The following is a 14,990-nucleotide window of genomic DNA, read 5'->3' on the forward strand; positions in this document are numbered from 1 at the left end:
CAAGCACAGGGGAGATTGGATGACGCAGGCGTTGCATGCCCTGTTGAGTGATGCAGGCATCGCAGTGCCGCCGGGGCTGGTGAACCCTGGGTTGGAGGCGATAACCACCGATTCCCGCCGCGTCGGCCCTGGAACCCTGTTTCTCGGTCTCCCGGGCGAACGGGTGGATGGAGGCAGCTTCTGGGCCCAAGCCCTTGAGGCCGGTGCAGCCGCTGCTGTGATTGGAGCTGAAGCTGCTGCAGCACAACCGCCAGGCGCGGATGCCCCTGTGGTGGTGATCCAGGAGCCGGTGGCGCGGCGAATCGGTGAGATTGCTGCGGCGTTCTGGGATCACCCCTGCAGGCGCATGGCCCTGATTGGTGTGACCGGCACCAATGGCAAAACCACCACCACCCATTTGATCGAGCATCTGGCCGCTTCGGCCGGCCAATCGGTGGGCTTGTTCGGCACCTTGGTGAACCGCTGGCCGGGCCACAGCATCACGGCCACCCACACCACGGCCTTTGCCGACCTCCTGCAGGGGCAACTCGCCGAGGCTGCCTCCGCAGGTTGCGGCCTGGCGGCGATGGAGGTGAGTTCCCACGCCCTGGCGCAGCAGCGGGTGGCGGGCTGCCGCTTCGCGGGCGCCGTGTTCACCAACCTCACGCAGGACCACCTCGACTACCACGCCTCCATGGAGGACTACTTCGAGGCCAAGGCGTCGCTGTTTTCAGATCCTTTGTTGCTTGCTGACGGCGTGCGATCGGTGGTCAACAGCGATGACCCCTGGGGGGCGCGCCTGGCCGAACGGCTTGGGGCCGCCTGTTGGCGCAGCTCCCTTGAGGATCCCTCGGCCGAGTTGCACATGAGTGACCTGCAGATGACGGCTGCTGGGGTGGAGGGTCGCTTGATCAGTCCTGTGGGCGAGGGTCGTTTCCGTTCGCCCCTGTTGGGTCGCTTCAACCTGATGAACCTGCTCCAGGCGGTGGGGGTGCTGCTTCAGCAGCAGCTGCCCTTGCCGGTGCTGCTGGAGGCCATCGGCCGTTTCGGTGGCGTGCCCGGCCGCATGGAGCGGGTGATCCTGAACGGGGTGGATGCAGCGAATTTGCCGCCGGTGCTGGTGGATTACGCCCACACCCCGGATGGCTTGGACAACGCGCTTTCAGCAGCGCGTCCGTTCTGCACCGGGCGGCTGATCTGCGTGTTCGGTTGCGGTGGTGATCGGGATCGTGGCAAGCGTCCGCAGATGGCGGCGATTGCGGCACGCCTGTCGGACCGCGTGGTGGTCACCTCCGACAACCCCCGAACCGAGGATCCTCAGCAGATCCTGGATGACGTGGTGGCGGGGATTCCGGCGGGTAGCGATTTGCTTGTGGAGGGTGATCGAGCCAAGGCGATTGCCTCAGCCATCGCCGAAGCAGAGCCGAAAGATCTGGTGCTGGTGGCCGGTAAGGGGCACGAGGACTACCAGATTCTGGGAACTGAAAAGGTGCACTTCGACGATCGCGAGGAAGCGGAACGTGCCCTGCGTTTGAGGTTGTCTTGAAGCAAGGTGCTCTGACGTGGTTGATCTGAGCCTCAAAGGGTGCTGATTGCGGCCACCAAAGCGTTGATGTCGTCGTCTGTGGTGGTGATGTGGGTGCAGGCCCTCAAGCAACTGGGGTCTGCCAGATCGCGAATCCACAGCCCCTGGGCCCCCAGCTGCTTCACATGCTCTGCAGGGGACATATCGCCAATGACCTGAAAGCTCACCAGTCCGCTTGAGGGAGGCACCTCCAGCAGGGGTGTGACGTGATCCAGCCCCTGGAGTGCCCGCCAGAGCTTGCCGCTGAGGGCTCGGATGTGGTCCCAGCGTTGCTGGGTTGATCCTGCTTTCTCCAGCAGTTGCAGTGAACAGCGCAGGCCGGCCATCAGGGGAACGCAGCTGGTTGCCACTTCGAAGCGGCGGCTGTCGTGATGAAACAGATCAGTGCTGCTCAGATCCACCTTGCTTTCATCACGCAGGCTGCGCCAACCGATCACTGTTGGAGACGCCTCGGCCACCACACGCTCTGAAAGCGCCACGCCCCCCAGGCCTTCCGCTCCACAGGCCCACTTGTGCCCGGTGAAGGCGTAGATGTCCGCTGCTGCAGCGGCGTCTTCGACGGGGATCTGTCCAAAGCTTTGGGCTGCATCCACCAACAGAAAAGGTTGTTGGGGGTGCTGATGGAGTTGCTTGGCGACGGCGACTATCGGCATCACCTGGCCGGTGTTCCAGAGCAGATGGCTCAGCACCACCAGACGGGTGTGGGGGGTGATGGTCTGATTGATCGCCTCGAGCATGGCGGCATCGCAGTGGGCCTGATCACCCCGCAGATGCTTCACCGGCAGCACGTCGATGGCGAGGTTCTGGCGCCGGGCCAGTTCCACACAGGCACTCACAACACCTGGGTGTTCGCAGTCGCCGATCAGTAGCCGGTCCCCTTCGGTAAACGGCAACCCCCAGAGCGGCAGCACGCAGCCGCTGGTGACGTTTTCGGTGAGGGCAAGCCGGTGGGGCGGAACACCGCAGCACTGGGCCAGAAGGCGGCGGGTGCTGTTCACCTCCTTGGCGATGTAGGGCCAAACATCTGCTGTGAACGGCCCCAACTCCTGAATGCGCGCCCAGCTTGCGGTGATCGCCTCCAGGGATGGATTGGGCAATGGCCCTTGGCCGCCGTAGTTGAAGTAGGTCTTGTTCTGCAGGGCGGGACACAGTGATCGCAACTCATTTGTGTCCATCTGGCTTTTGGCTGACTAGGGTGTGACTAAAGCTGTGACTAAAGGTGCCCTTCCGGAAGCATCCGACATACGTGCGTAAAGCACGCAATGGGTACCAGTTGCAGCGTGGCGTCCCGAAGGACGTTCAGCCAGTCATAGGCAAAACGATTTGGGTTGAGGCTGCAGGCTCGACCTATCGGGTCGCCCAGCGGCTCTCCCCGGCTTTTGCGGCTAGGACCGATCGACTCATCGCGGAGGCTCGAAATGAGGTTTCGCTCACCGGTGACGAGTTGATTGATTCGCTTCCTCAACGGTTTGACCTCTCAAATTCTGAAATTGTCGATCTGTTGTTTGAAGGCTCTGATGTCGCTGTCGATGAAGGCCTGATTACTTCCGAGCAAGAGAGCAGGTACAGAGCTGTTCTGATGGGAGAGGAGCAGCCGCGACAACACCTCTCGAAGGACGAGCTGATCCAGCAGGCCAAGGCCCTTAAGTCGCCTGCAGCGCGGACCGAGATGAGTTGGAAGAGTGCTTTAGACGGTTTCTTGGAACACGCAGGGGTCACTCATCCGACTTCTGCCACCAAGGAGCACGCCATTGCCTATCGATCCTGGTTGCTGGAACGTCTCAATCCTTCAACTGTCAAAACGCAACTCGCTTTTCTGAGCGGTCTTTGGTCGGTTCTTTGTGAGTTAAAACCTGATTCCACGCATGTCTTTCAAGGACTGAATAAACGAATCAAGATTGTCAAGGCTAGAAAGCCCGATATCACCATCATCGACCCATCGCAGTGGCACGGGGCGGGAGAGCAGATGGAGATTTTTCAGTTCCTGTTTTTCACGGGTGCTCGTCTTGCCGAGATTGCTGGCTTGCAAGCGGAAGACTTGCTTGAAGACCGGATTCTTATTCGGCCTAATGAGTTGAGGCCTCTGAAAACCTCCTCCTCTGAACGGTCTATCCCGATCCATCCAAGACTTAAGGCTTTGGCTGAAGAACTGCGGATAAAGAAGGGCCTTTTATGGCCAGGTCAGTATCAGGAATCAAACAAGCGTTGGGGTGTCAATCTTTCAAAACCATGCAGGAAAATAGTTGGAGTTACACCTAAAGGCTTCAGAGACCGTGCTGCAACGGTATTGCGCTCTAATAATATGAATGAAGCTGTAGTCGTTGCATTGCTTGGGCATACACCCAATTCAATTTCAATGTTATATGGTGCTGCACCATGGAGCGAGCTCAGACGCGCCGTAAAGCTCCTCTAAGGCCCTTCTCTGCGGCTGAATGATCAATCCATCACGCAGCACTTATCTCTTCCTGTAGGCCCTTCTGGAGGCCTCTTGTGATCGGACATTATAACGGGGAATAGCTCAGTGCTTTCCACCATCATCAAAGAAAAGATGACTAAAAACTCGTGGTTTGGAAGCCACGTAAAAGAAATGGGTGACTCTGAATGCCTTCGGGAGTAGGTCGTCATCCGCGTTGTCAGACGCCAGGGAGAACAAGCCTTCAGGCAGCTTGTAGTAGTACCCGTTATCTGATCCCGTCAGCGTGACGCCCTAACACAGCGGCACCACCATGAACTCAAGTGAAATCGTCCTCTACGGGGTATTCATTTGATTAGTGTTTGCGGAGTGAGTGCTACAGGCGGAGCCTGCGGCAACACCTCCCAAACCGAATCTAAGTGAATTCATAGATCAATATTGTTATGTATACTTGGAAGTGGGAGGCTAATCTTTTTTCCAGGTAGACAACTTAAGTTGCTCATCAAAGATCAAGTAAGCCCCGACAAAGATCATTTAAGAGCAGCTTTACTCAGACCATGGGTCCGATTTGGATTCTTCTTGGGCCGCCTCACGTGCCGCGATGATTTCCTTGGCTTCCTGCTTCCAGGCCAGTCCAATCGGATCGCCTTCCATCTTCAGGAGATATTCAGCCTGGCTAGCGAAGTAATCCTCTTTCGTGATCCGTCCAGCCTTGATCAGGATTAAGGCTCGGACGACATGGCCGTGGCAGTCATAAGGAGCTCCTTCTCCGATGAAGCCCCCTCCATTTTTTCGGCTGAACTCGCGGGAGTCGGAAATCAAGTCGATGGTTTTGCCTGCAATTACCTCTGCAGCACGCGCACGTAACCAACGGTCAGCCCCGTCGGGCATGTTCCCTTTCTGGAGCCACTCATCCCAGACGTAGTCGCGGTATGCATCAATCTGCTGTTCGCGCGTCCACTCTGGTTTCTTTTTCTCGAAGAAGTTGCCTACAGGTGATTGTTCACGGCTGATGAAGTAGCGCCGTGCCAGATCGGGCCGCTGGGGCGATCTTGTTCCACGGTTTCCTTTTGGTGTAGTTGCACCAACCCAGTCAGAGCGAGTATCCGTTCTCCCCATAACTGCGATGGGGTCGATCTCGTCGTCATCAGTTTCATCCCAAGCTGATGAACTACCGACGACAGCCTCGGCAATCCAGGACAGCATTTCTTTGCTGTTCGTTCGCCAGTCCCATTTTTTGGCCCTACTACTGGTCATCGGCGTTTTCGGATCACTTTGTTATCCCTCATTCTGGACCTCCTCTTGGTCAGCAGGATCAATTGGTTCTGTAGTAGCACCCATTTCTCCATCTATTGATTGATCTTCTCTGGCTTGCGGATGTAGAGCTGCGTCTCCGGCCAGTGTTGTAGACGCGATTCACGATTCATTGCTATGGATGCAAGTGAGACGAGATGGCCAGGAAAATGGCGGTCTTGGCTCAGGTGATCTGCTCTATGAGCTGCAGCGGATCACCTTGACATGAATTGGGCGGGACAGAACCAGGCTGTAGTCCCTGATGTCTATCCATTGCTCGTACACCGTTGCTGTGTTCGACACAAAGTGACATAGCTTTTTCTTATACTCGGAGTTCAGCCGCTCTTCACCCCTTGGCATTGTATGGCGCTTAGTGAAAGTTGCGATCCTTTTTCGGCCTAGGATATTTCAAGCCATATTGAACTGTGGTTCGAGGGTTTTACGTGAAACGACTACCGGTGCTCCTTTCTGTTCTGCTCATCTCGGCTCCCTCAGCTTTTGCTTGGGAGAGGTTTGACAGCGACGAAGGATATAAAAACTGCGTCGATGTGGCTTTAAGAGAATGGTTAGACCAGGGGAGATAGAGATCATTGAGCAGGGTTGAGAAGAGCGCCTACAAGTCTTTGGCGCATCAGCGCTGCAGTTCGCCAGCCCAGCAACATCACTTGAGTGATTTGGTGAAATAATATTTAATCCCGTTTGGGTTTAGTAGTCGAGATCTGAAGGTTGATGAGAAAGGCGCTCGGCAGCTTTCTTCACTTGGCTAATTGGCGTTCCATAACTTCCCATTTCGGTGTCTTCCAATCAGCTGAGCTTGGCATCTCTATGGGAGTAGCTTTTCTGTAGAGGAACAATCACGATGCCCTCGCTCCAACCTTTCCTTGTGTCCCTGCTGATTGGCACAGCGGCTACGCCGCTTATTGGCCTTGTAGCCGCCCAAGCCCAAACTGTTTCGCAGCCTGATTATTCCCAAACCACGCAGTGCTTCCAGGAGGTTTACAAGGAGGAATACTTTCCTGGCACAAAAGACAGTCCTGGATATGTTAAAAATTGGACCGAAAAGGTAGAGATAGCGTGTTCTGATGGGCTGTTCCTGGACTCTACGCAAAAAAAACAAGCAGTTGATACCGACAACAACGACTGCCGTCAGGGGAGTGTGATCGGTGGACTGCTTGGAGCCGGACTAGGAGCGGCATTGACCAGGAAGCAAGGCCGTTGGGTGGGAGTGCCTGTTGGTGCTGCAGCAGGCGCAATGGTCGGCTGTCAGGTAGATGGTGGTTGATGCTCTCTGAATACACATGAGCCCACTACTCCTGCTGGTTGGCTTAGGGCTCGGTGGTTATCTCGCCGTATTGCGCAACAAGCGAGCCTTAAAAGTCAAAGCAAGGCGCAGGCGTTAGCTGTCCTCCGCCTTAGACGGCCTGCGCGTACGCCTCTTGTGCATCCCACAGCTTGTGCTGCGGTGCGAACGAGTCAAAGCTCTTCCGGAGTGACATTTGTCCCAACCGTTGTGGCAATGATGCCAGCGGTTCAGATCCTCGTGCAGAGGTGAGTCATGAGATCAGCGTTTACCAAGTTGAAGACGCCTCAATCGTCTCGCCACCCCGTCCAAACTCCAGCAGAAATTTCTGAGGCCCGTCTACGTACTGGCATGGACCTGAAAGCCCTCCATGCCCCTCCTGTTTTTGAAATTTCGCAGGACTGGGTAGTGGCTCAGTCGCTGTACCAGCATTCCTCCAAGCCAACCCAGCTTCGATTGCAGTGCCAGCTACACAAGGGCCATAGAGGAGGGCCGCCTCTCCCAGGTGGAAGAGACGGCCTAGCTCGCTTGATCAGGATTGGTCGATCAATTGTTGATCAGCCTCCAGTGGCTACCCCCACAACAACAGTCGCAATAGAAACCACGATGCCTCCCCACTTCACCCATTCCGTGCCGTGATCATGAGTGTTGGCGAAGAGAAGAGCGCCAAGCTGAATGACAACAAGCTTTTCGAACATGACAGAAGAGCCAATAGCAGTCTCTTTGTAACCCAGTGAACGTGTTCGTTCGGTTACGTTCCCTCTCGAATTATGTATTGCTTGTTACTTTTGTGTGTCATGGCTCAGGGTGTTGTCGGCTGACTGTGTCGATCAATTCCGTGACTAAAGGTGTGACTAAAGCTTTCTTGTCTCATCTTTGAAAACCATTGTGCTGCATGCGATCTGAGCTTGTGCAATGAGTAGTGCGTCCTAGTTGAAGTAGGTCTTGTTCTGCAGTGCAGGGCAGATGTCACGCATGGTCACGGCAATGGCGTGAGCCAAAGGATCGGTGTCACCACGTTGGCAGTGGCGTCGTCGCTCTTCAGGGTCTTCGCTTCTTGCTCAACGACTCATACCCACCTTTTTCTGAACTGTTTTTCAGCGGTTCGTTCCATCTGCCAGCCCGACCAACGTCGCCATTCGATTTCTGCGGCCGTCAGACATTGATCCGTAAGCGATTCGTTTTGATTGTTCGCTGTGCCAAAGCGGATGGGGCAAGCAGGACCAGCGTTCACCTCGAGCTCCCGATCTGAATCAAACTTGTCGTGCAGGCTGAATGGATGGTGGTTGTGTCTGCTACCGAACCAAATTAATCAGTATTTCAACTCAGCTTGTCGTCCAACCTGTCGGTTTTGACGATATCAGCTGGCTTTGAGGTAGACCTTGCGGCCATTGGCATCCACCTTGTAGCGACCACCCCGTGGCCCGATGTGAATCACATCGCTGCTTGATGTATTGATCGGGGTTGGTGGCTCCAGAAGTTCCGGCTCATCCTCGGCGGGGGCTGGAACCTCAGGTGTTTGTGTCCTCAGGTGTGGCGCTGCCTTGAAGATATTCAGTCCGAGCTTGCGATACAGAAAATCTGCAATTCGCATGACGCATTAATGGAACTACCTTTTATTTTCCGGCGATGTCAAGTCTGTGATTGCGCTGAACCAAGCGCCCGGTTCCCATTGCCTCACCGCTGATTATTCGACGACTCCGCTCGACTGCTTTGCTCGTCGGGAAAGTGCTCGTTCATGCATTCGGGACAGATGCCATGGCTGAAATTCAGCGTGCTGTGCTGCATCAGGAATCGTTCGATCGGCTGCCAGAACCCCTCGCTGTCGCGGATCGATTTGCAGTAGCTGCAGGTTGTGATTAAGCCTTGGGCATGATGCATCTGACAGAACTCATCCATCAGGGCCAGGGATCGGCGTCTGAGTTCCAAAAGTGTGGTGGCCTGTTCCGCCAGGCCTTCCATCACCTTGTATTGCGAATTCGTGAGTGATTTGGGAATGCGATCAATCACGCAAAGCGTTCCAATGCGGTGGTTGATGTCTGTTTTCAGGGGGAAGCCTGCATAAAGGCGGATGTGGGGTTCTTCCTGAACGAGGGGGTTGTCTCGGAATTTCTCATCAAACAGCGCGTCCTCCACCACCAGAGGTTTGGAATCGAGGATCGTATGGGCACAGAAGGAGATATCCCGGTCGGTTTCGCTGGCCTCAAGGCCCACCTTCGATTTGAACCACTGACGCTTTTCATCCACCAAGGAGATCAGGGCAATCGGAGATTGGCAGATCTCTGAGGCCATCCGGGTGATGTTGTCAAAGGCTTTTTCAGGCTTCGTTCCCAGAATTCGGTATTCACTGAGTGATCTCAGCCTGGCTGCTTCGTTGATCGGTTTGGGTGCTGCCTGCATCGGCCCACCTCACTTGATATGCCAATGGTCTAAGACATCGTTTTTTTATTTTCTGTAAATGTGCGGTGCGAAAAATTTAGCTTTGTGGATTTTACTTTCTTTGATTAATTGATTTTTGGGGCTGCTTCATAGAGCCACACGCTGCGGCCATCCCTGAGGGTCACGCTGCTGCGCAGATACACCTCAGGCACCTCCACCCAATCATCCAAGGCGCGCCAACAAGGCTCGGGTACCCAGTACACCTCTCATGAAATGGCCCCATTGCCTCGCTGCAGCATCGGGTAACCCCGGTGCTGGATCTCGATGAACCCGTCAACGATGCCGTCGCTGTCTCGTTTGGCGCCCTTCAGCAAGTGATGGGCGCTGCCGTTGCTTTTGAGTGATCCGTAGACGAAAAGGCGCTTCAGAGCACCTGCACCACTTCACTCACTTCGGGGATCGACTCGCGCATCTTGCGTTCGATGCCCATCTTCAAGGTCATCGTGCTGCTGGGGCAGCTGCCGCAGGCTCCCTGCAGGCGCACCTTCACGATCGGGCCGTCCAGTTCCACCACTTCAACGTTGCCGCCGTCGGCCATCAGGAAGGGGCGCAGTTCATCCAGCACCTTCTCCACGTTCTCCAGCGTGAGGGCCATGGTTTCAGTGCTCATCGGGATGAACCAGACATCAAGGCTTCAAGGTTACGGAGCGGCCCCATAGGGTGACGAGAGCGGTTAACCCTCCAGCTCCGGTGCAGCACGACGGTTCGTTCAACCCCGAGGCCCGCTACGACGCCGTGCTGGTGGGCGCCGGAATCATGAGTGCCACTCTGGCGGCGCTGCTGCATGAACTGGACCCGCAGCTGCGGATTCTTCTGGTGGAGCGCCTAGAAGCGCCTGCCCTGGAGAGCAGCGCAGCGGTGAACAATGCCGGTACCGGTCATGCCGCCAACTGTGAGCTGAACTACACCCCGATGCAGGCGGATGGCACCGTCGCGACGGCCAAAGCGGTGGCCATCAATGCCTCGTTTGAACGCAGCCTGGAGTTCTGGAGCTCACTCCAAGAGCGGGGCGATCTCGACACCAGCAGCTTCCTCCACCAGGCTGCTCACATCAGCGCCGTGTGGACGCCGGAGAACATCGCCTTTTTGCGTCAACGCTTCAGCCAACTGAAAGACCTGCCGGCCTTTGCGCGGATGCGCTGGAGCGAAGACCAGAGCGAGCTCACCGAATGGATGCCCCTGGTGATGGCAGGCCGCGATCTCAAGCAGCCGGTGGCGGCCACCCGGATTGATCGGGGAACCGACGTGGATTTCGGCACCCTCACCCGGGCCTATCTGATGCCGTTGCAGCAGAGCGGAGCGCTCAGCGTGGAGTACGGCACCCAGGTGCACGACCTCAAACGCCTGCGTCGCAGCGACATGACCGAGGCCGACTGGCGCGTTGTGCTTACAGGCCCCTCGGGCAAAAAAGAAGTGCGTGCTCCTTTCGTTTTCCTCGGTGCCGGGGGTGGTGCTCTCCCGCTGCTGCAACGCTCCGGGATTCCGGAGGCGGCTGATTTCGCGGGCTTCCCGGTGAGCGGCCTCTGGTTGGTTTGCGGTGATGCTCAGCTGGCCGACCGTCAGCGGGCCAAGGTCTACGGCAAGGCGGCGGTGGGAGCTCCGCCGATGTCGGTGCCCCACCTCGACACCCGTTGGATCGATGGCAAGCGGTCGCTGCTGTTCGGCCCCTTTGCCGGCTTCAGCAGCAAGTTCCTCAAGCAGGGTTCCTTGCTGGATCTGCCTGCTTCCGTGCGGGCCACCAATTTGCTGCCGATGCTGCAGGTGGGGGCAACCAATTTCGAATTGGTGCAGTACCTGATCAATCAGCTGCGCCAGAGCCCAGCAGAGCGGCATGAGGCGCTGCAGCAGTTCATGCCCACCGCCCGTGCTGATGACTGGACTCTCTCGGTGGCGGGCCAGCGGGTGCAGATCATCAAACGCAGCAAGCAGGGCGGACGGCTGCAGTTGGGAACCGAGGTGGTGGCCTCCGGCGATGGCTCCCTGGCGGCGCTGCTGGGGGCCTCTCCGGGAGCGAGCACAGCGGTGACGATTATGTTGGAAGTGTTGCAGCGCTGCTTCAAGCAACGGCTCGACAGCGCCGCCTGGCAGCAACGGCTGCAAGCGCTGTTGCCCAGCATCCATGAAGATCCGCAGCAGGATCCGCAGGTGCTGAACCGGATGCGGGAACGCAGTGATGCCCTGCTGGGACTCAGTGCCTGAGCGTCATTCCCCCAGGTTCACCAACACCACTCCGGCGGTGATCAGGCCGATGCCGATCAACTGGGCTGGCTGCAGCATCTGGCTGTAGGCGAAGCGCCCCACCAGCACGATCACCACGGTGCCGATGCCGCTCCAGAGGGCATACGTAATCCCCAGAGGGATGCTCAGCACCACCTTGGAGAGCAGGGCCATCGCAAGGGCATAGGCGCTGAACACCAGCAGCGTGGGCAGTGGTCGGGTCATGCCTTCCGACAAGCGCAGGCAGGAGGTGCCGATCACCTCAGCGCTGATCGCCAGCAGCAGCAGGGTCCAGGGATTGCTCATGAGCACTGGTGCCGCTCCTTAGGATTGTGTCAACGACGCTTTCTGGACCCGAGACGGGATTCCGCCGCTGCATGACCGACGCCCCCGTCTCACGGATCCGCAACTTCTGCATCATTGCCCACATCGACCACGGCAAGTCGACCCTGGCCGACCGCTTGCTGCAGGACACGGGCACCGTGGCCAACCGGGACATGCAGGATCAGTTCCTGGACAACATGGATCTGGAACGGGAGCGGGGGATCACGATCAAGCTCCAGGCCGCCCGGATGAACTACACGGCGGCCGATGGGGAGGAGTACGTCCTCAACCTGATCGACACCCCTGGGCACGTCGACTTCTCCTATGAGGTGAGCCGCAGCCTTCAGGCCTGCGAAGGGGCCCTATTGGTGGTGGATGCCAGCCAGGGTGTGGAAGCCCAGACCCTGGCCAACGTGTATCTGGCGCTGGACAACGATCTCGAGATCATCCCGGTGCTCAACAAGATCGACCTGCCCGGTGCGGATCCGGATCGGATCAAGGAGGAAGTCGAGGCGATCATCGGCCTCGATTGCGACAACGCCATTCCTTGCTCGGCCAAGACCGGCATGGGTGTGCCCGAGATCCTGCAGGCCGTTGTGGATCGGGTGCCCCCGCCGAAGGATGCGGTGGAGGAACCAACCAAGGCCCTGATCTTCGACTCCTATTACGACCCCTACCGGGGCGTGATCGTCTATTTCCGGGTGATGACTGGCCGGATCAACTGCAAAGACAAAGTGCTGTTGATGGCCAGCAATAAGACCTATGAGCTCGATGAGATCGGGATCATGGCGCCGGATCAGAAGAAAGTGGATGAGCTCCACGCCGGTGAGGTCGGCTACCTGGCGGCGTCGATCAAGGCGGTGGCGGATGCCCGTGTGGGCGACACGATCACCCTGGTGAATACCCCGGCGGATGAGCCTTTGCCGGGCTACACCGAGGCCAAGCCGATGGTGTTCTGCGGCCTGTTCCCCACCGAGGCCGACCAGTACCCGGATCTGCGCGATGCGCTCGACAAGCTGCAGCTCTCCGATGCAGCACTGAAGTACGAGCCGGAAACCAGCAGCGCCATGGGCTTCGGCTTCCGCTGCGGCTTCCTCGGTCTGCTGCACATGGAGATCGTGCAGGAACGGCTCGAACGCGAGTACGACCTTGATCTGATCGTCACCGCGCCCTCGGTGATCTACAAGGTGAACATGATTGATGGCTCTGAGGTGATGGTGGACAACCCCGCCACACTTCCGGATCCACAGAAGCGCGAATCGATCGAAGAGCCCTACGTGCGCATGGAGATCTATGCGCCAAACGACTACAACGGCGCCTTGATGGGCCTGTGCCAGGAACGGCGCGGGGATTACATCGACATGAAATACATCACCACCGATCGGGTGACGTTGATCTACGAATTGCCGCTGGCCGAGGTGGTGACCGACTTCTTCGATCAGATGAAGACGCGCACCCAGGGCTATGCCTCGATGGAATACAGCCTGATTGGCTATCGCAAGAACCAGTTGGTGCGCCTGGATGTGCTGATCAACGGCGAGCGGGCCGATGCCCTCACCACGATCGTTCACCAAGACAAGGCCTACAACGTGGGCAAGGCCTTGGTGGAGAAACTCAAAGAACTGATTCCCCGCCAGCAGTTCAAGATTCCGATCCAGGCGTCGATCGGTAGCCGAATCATTGCCTCCACCAGCATCAGTGCCATCCGCAAGGATGTGCTTGCCAAGTGCTACGGCGGCGACATCTCACGAAAGAAGAAATTGCTGAAGAAGCAGGCCAAGGGCAAGAAGCGAATGAAGGCCATGGGCAAGGTGGATGTGCCCCAGGAGGCCTTCATGGCTGTGCTGAAGCTCAATGATGGAGGTGGGAGCTGATCCCCTCCCTCCATTCCCATTGGACGGATCAACTCACTTCGTCTTGCAGGCCACGGATGGCTTTGTCGCAGAGCGCGATGCTTTTTCGGGCCAATTGCTGGTCGTTGGCCAGCAGATGGTGCTGACCGATCAACAGCCCCACCGATGACGCCCCGGTGAAGCCGAGGAAGACCACCAGATAGGTGGCCAGCGATAGCGAGACGCCATCGCTTCATTCTTCCGCGGTTCGGGAGACAATGCATCTGCCTGAGGCCAACCTGCCCGTGACCCGCAGCCTCTCCACCCGTATGGCCCGTTGGGGCCTGGTGATTGTGGGGATTTACCTGCTGGTGGCCTTGATCACGCCCTTGTTGGTGAGTGCTGGCATTCTTCCGGATGCCAATGCCGGCCTGGAGAACCCGATCTACTCCGCTCCCAGCTGGGCCCATTGGTGCGGCACCGACCGGCTTGGCAGGGATGTGTGTGTGCGCACCATGGCCGGCAGTGGAGTGGCGCTTCAGGTGGTGTTCCTGGCGGTGGGTGTGGCCCTGCTGGTGGGTGTGCCTTTGGGCATGGTGAGTGGCTATTTCGGCGGCGCTGTCGATCGCCTGATGGTGCTGCTGATGGACACGCTCTACACGCTGCCGGTGTTGTTGCTTTCGGTGGTGTTGGCCTTTCTATTGGGAAAGGGCATTCCCAATGCCGCCGCCGCTCTCTGTGTGGTGTATGTGCCGCAGTATTTCCGCGTGGTGCGTAATCAAACCGCCCAGGTGAAGAGCGAGCTGTTTGTGGAGGCCGCCCAGAGCCTCGGGGCGGGGCCGCTCTGGATCCTGCGGCGCTACCTGTTCCGCAACGTGATCACCTCCGTGCCGGTGTTGCTCACCCTCAATGCCGCCGATGCGGTGCTGGTGCTGGGCGGATTGGGATTTCTCGGCCTGGGTCTGCCGGAGACCGTGCCCGAATGGGGTGGTGATCTCAACCTGGCTCTTGCCGCAGTGCCCACAGGGGTGTGGTGGACCGCGCTGTTCCCTGGGTTGGCGATGTTTGTGCTGGTGCTGGGGCTGTCTTTCCTTGGGGAAGGCATTGAGGCCTGGGTGAGCGGCGCAGAAGCCCGACCCGCGTCAGACTGATCCCATCGGCACGGGTGTGATGGCCTGGTGGATCAGCTTGCTGTTGCTGAGCATGGCCGCGCTGCTCTGGAAAAAGAGCTGCGACAGCACCGATGACGTGATCGCCTTGCTCGAGCGGATCCTGGCCACCACCTTGATGTTGGTGGTGGTGCTGGTCAGCCGAAATCTGCTGCTGGAAACGGCGGTGTTAATCGCCGCGGTTCAGTTGCCTGGAGTGCCGCGGCGACCGCGCTGATCTCAGGCTGGTTTCGGTGCCTTCACCTCACGGATCGAAATCCGGCAGGAGCTGGGGAAGATGGCATGGGCCGCTTCCACGGCATGGCTGAGATCGTCGGACTGGAGCATTTCTTCGCCCCATTCGTTGCCGCAGTGGTAGGTGACCGCGTACTGGTGCAGCTGTTTGTTGTCCATTGCTGACAATCCGCTGCTTTGGTTATGGCCCAGGGTTCATCTAGAT

16 protein-coding genes are annotated in these 14,990 nt (G+C 57.9%); 7 read left to right on the forward strand and 9 right to left on the reverse strand.

Going from position 1 to position 14,990, the window contains the following annotated elements; genetic code table 11:
• Positions 1-19 precede the first annotated feature (19 nt).
• Positions 20-1,525, forward strand: coding sequence for a UDP-N-acetylmuramoyl-L-alanyl-D-glutamate--2,6-diaminopimelate ligase (locus tag DXY03_RS00755; protein ID WP_115008714.1), 1,506 nt, complete (start codon positions 20-22; stop codon positions 1,523-1,525).
• Positions 1,526-1,557: 32 nt separating this feature from the next.
• Here the strand turns inward: DXY03_RS00755 and DXY03_RS00760 are convergent, their stop codons facing one another.
• Positions 1,558-2,739: an aminotransferase class V-fold PLP-dependent enzyme gene (locus tag DXY03_RS00760; RefSeq protein ID WP_115008715.1), complete on the reverse strand. Its 1,182-nt coding sequence runs from the start codon at positions 2,737-2,739 to the stop codon at positions 1,558-1,560.
• A 71-nt stretch (positions 2,740-2,810) separates the two neighbouring features.
• Here DXY03_RS00760 and DXY03_RS00765 point away from each other — a divergent pair, with 71 nt between their 5' ends.
• Positions 2,811-3,977 (forward strand): phage integrase N-terminal SAM-like domain-containing protein, encoded by a 1,167-nt coding sequence (locus DXY03_RS00765; protein ID WP_136987604.1) that lies wholly within the window; start codon positions 2,811-2,813, stop codon positions 3,975-3,977.
• 546 nt (positions 3,978-4,523) lie between these two features.
• Here the strand turns inward: DXY03_RS00765 and DXY03_RS00770 are convergent.
• On the reverse strand, positions 4,524-5,234 hold the full coding sequence (locus DXY03_RS00770) for a hypothetical protein (protein ID WP_115008717.1): 711 nt from the start codon (positions 5,232-5,234) through the stop codon (positions 4,524-4,526).
• 919 nt (positions 5,235-6,153) lie between these two features.
• On the opposite strand from DXY03_RS00770, the gene DXY03_RS00775 reads away from it, so the two are divergent.
• Positions 6,154-6,552, forward strand: a complete 399-nt coding sequence (locus DXY03_RS00775; protein WP_244272169.1) for a glycine zipper 2TM domain-containing protein — start codon at positions 6,154-6,156, stop codon at positions 6,550-6,552.
• 1,378 nt (positions 6,553-7,930) lie between these two features.
• On the opposite strand, the gene DXY03_RS00780 is transcribed toward DXY03_RS00775, so the two are convergent.
• From DXY03_RS00780 to DXY03_RS00795, 4 genes are all read right to left on the reverse strand, one after another.
• Positions 7,931-8,164 carry a hypothetical protein gene (locus tag DXY03_RS00780; RefSeq protein ID WP_115008719.1) on the reverse strand — a complete coding sequence of 78 codons (234 nt, stop codon included), beginning with the start codon at positions 8,162-8,164 and terminating at the stop codon, positions 7,931-7,933.
• Positions 8,165-8,247: 83 nt separating this feature from the next.
• Positions 8,248-8,970: a GAF domain-containing protein gene (locus DXY03_RS00785; RefSeq protein WP_115008720.1), complete on the reverse strand. Its 723-nt coding sequence runs from the start codon at positions 8,968-8,970 to the stop codon at positions 8,248-8,250.
• 245 nt (positions 8,971-9,215) lie between these two features.
• Entirely contained in the window at positions 9,216-9,377 is a 162-nt protein-coding gene (locus tag DXY03_RS12795) for a gamma-glutamylcyclotransferase family protein (protein ID WP_115008721.1), read from the reverse strand.
• Positions 9,374-9,619 (reverse strand): NifU family protein, encoded by a 246-nt coding sequence (locus DXY03_RS00795; RefSeq protein WP_011128549.1) that lies wholly within the window; start codon positions 9,617-9,619, stop codon positions 9,374-9,376. Before DXY03_RS00795 ends, DXY03_RS12795 begins: the two co-directional genes overlap by 4 nt.
• Before the next feature lie 80 nt (positions 9,620-9,699).
• Here DXY03_RS00795 and DXY03_RS00800 point away from each other — a divergent pair, with 80 nt between their 5' ends.
• Positions 9,700-11,208: a malate:quinone oxidoreductase gene (locus tag DXY03_RS00800; protein ID WP_115008722.1), complete on the forward strand. Its 1,509-nt coding sequence runs from the start codon at positions 9,700-9,702 to the stop codon at positions 11,206-11,208.
• Positions 11,209-11,211: 3 nt separating this feature from the next.
• Here the strand turns inward: DXY03_RS00800 and DXY03_RS00805 are convergent, their stop codons facing one another.
• Positions 11,212-11,532, reverse strand: a complete 321-nt coding sequence (locus DXY03_RS00805) for a multidrug efflux SMR transporter (RefSeq protein WP_136987605.1) — start codon at positions 11,530-11,532, stop codon at positions 11,212-11,214.
• 71 nt (positions 11,533-11,603) lie between these two features.
• Here DXY03_RS00805 and lepA point away from each other — a divergent pair, with 71 nt between their 5' ends.
• Positions 11,604-13,424, forward strand: coding sequence for a translation elongation factor 4 (gene lepA, locus DXY03_RS00810; RefSeq protein WP_115008724.1), 1,821 nt, complete (start codon positions 11,604-11,606; stop codon positions 13,422-13,424).
• 28 nt (positions 13,425-13,452) lie between these two features.
• On the opposite strand, the gene DXY03_RS11970 is transcribed toward lepA, so the two are convergent.
• Complete coding sequence (locus DXY03_RS11970) at positions 13,453-13,599, reverse strand: hypothetical protein (RefSeq protein WP_170951922.1); 147 nt, start codon at positions 13,597-13,599, stop codon at positions 13,453-13,455.
• A 61-nt stretch (positions 13,600-13,660) separates the two neighbouring features.
• On the opposite strand from DXY03_RS11970, the gene DXY03_RS00815 reads away from it, so the two are divergent.
• Together DXY03_RS00815 and DXY03_RS00820 are read left to right on the forward strand one after the other, a co-directional pair.
• A complete protein-coding gene (locus DXY03_RS00815; protein WP_170951923.1) occupies positions 13,661-14,533 on the forward strand; it encodes an ABC transporter permease in 873 nt (290 codons plus the stop codon).
• Between the two features lie 19 nt (positions 14,534-14,552).
• Positions 14,553-14,768, forward strand: coding sequence for a hypothetical protein (locus tag DXY03_RS00820; RefSeq protein WP_114988483.1), 216 nt, complete (start codon positions 14,553-14,555; stop codon positions 14,766-14,768).
• A gap of 2 nt (positions 14,769-14,770) precedes the next feature.
• Here DXY03_RS00820 and DXY03_RS11975 read toward each other — a convergent pair whose 3' ends face one another.
• Positions 14,771-14,944 carry a hypothetical protein gene (locus DXY03_RS11975; RefSeq protein WP_170950570.1) on the reverse strand — a complete coding sequence of 58 codons (174 nt, stop codon included), beginning with the start codon at positions 14,942-14,944 and terminating at the stop codon, positions 14,771-14,773.
• Between the last annotated feature and the right edge of the window lie 46 nt (positions 14,945-14,990).

Origin of the sequence: Synechococcus sp. N5 (assembly GCF_900473925.1) — a bacterium.
GTDB lineage: Bacteria > Cyanobacteriota > Cyanobacteriia > PCC-6307 > Cyanobiaceae > Parasynechococcus.

Excerpts from the sequence above, each read along its gene's own strand:
- DXY03_RS00760 (WP_115008715.1), bottom strand. The coding sequence starts at position 2,739 with ATGGACACAAATGAGTTGCGATCACTGTGTCCCGCCCTGCAGAACAAG.
- DXY03_RS00795 (WP_011128549.1), bottom strand. The coding sequence starts at position 9,619 with ATGAGCACTGAAACCATGGCCCTCACGCTGGAGAACGTGGAGAAGGTG.
- DXY03_RS00780 (WP_115008719.1), bottom strand. The coding sequence starts at position 8,164 with ATGCGAATTGCAGATTTTCTGTATCGCAAGCTCGGACTGAATATCTTC.
- DXY03_RS00805 (WP_136987605.1), bottom strand. The coding sequence starts at position 11,532 with ATGAGCAATCCCTGGACCCTGCTGCTGCTGGCGATCAGCGCTGAGGTG.
- DXY03_RS11975 (WP_170950570.1), bottom strand. The coding sequence starts at position 14,944 with ATGGACAACAAACAGCTGCACCAGTACGCGGTCACCTACCACTGCGGC.
- DXY03_RS00815 (WP_170951923.1), top strand. The coding sequence starts at position 13,661 with ATGCATCTGCCTGAGGCCAACCTGCCCGTGACCCGCAGCCTCTCCACC.
- DXY03_RS00820 (WP_114988483.1), top strand. The coding sequence starts at position 14,553 with ATGGCCTGGTGGATCAGCTTGCTGTTGCTGAGCATGGCCGCGCTGCTC.
- lepA (WP_115008724.1), top strand. The coding sequence starts at position 11,604 with ATGACCGACGCCCCCGTCTCACGGATCCGCAACTTCTGCATCATTGCC.
- DXY03_RS00755 (WP_115008714.1), top strand. The coding sequence starts at position 20 with ATGACGCAGGCGTTGCATGCCCTGTTGAGTGATGCAGGCATCGCAGTG.
- DXY03_RS00785 (WP_115008720.1), bottom strand. The coding sequence starts at position 8,970 with ATGCAGGCAGCACCCAAACCGATCAACGAAGCAGCCAGGCTGAGATCA.
- DXY03_RS00770 (WP_115008717.1), bottom strand. The coding sequence starts at position 5,234 with ATGACCAGTAGTAGGGCCAAAAAATGGGACTGGCGAACGAACAGCAAA.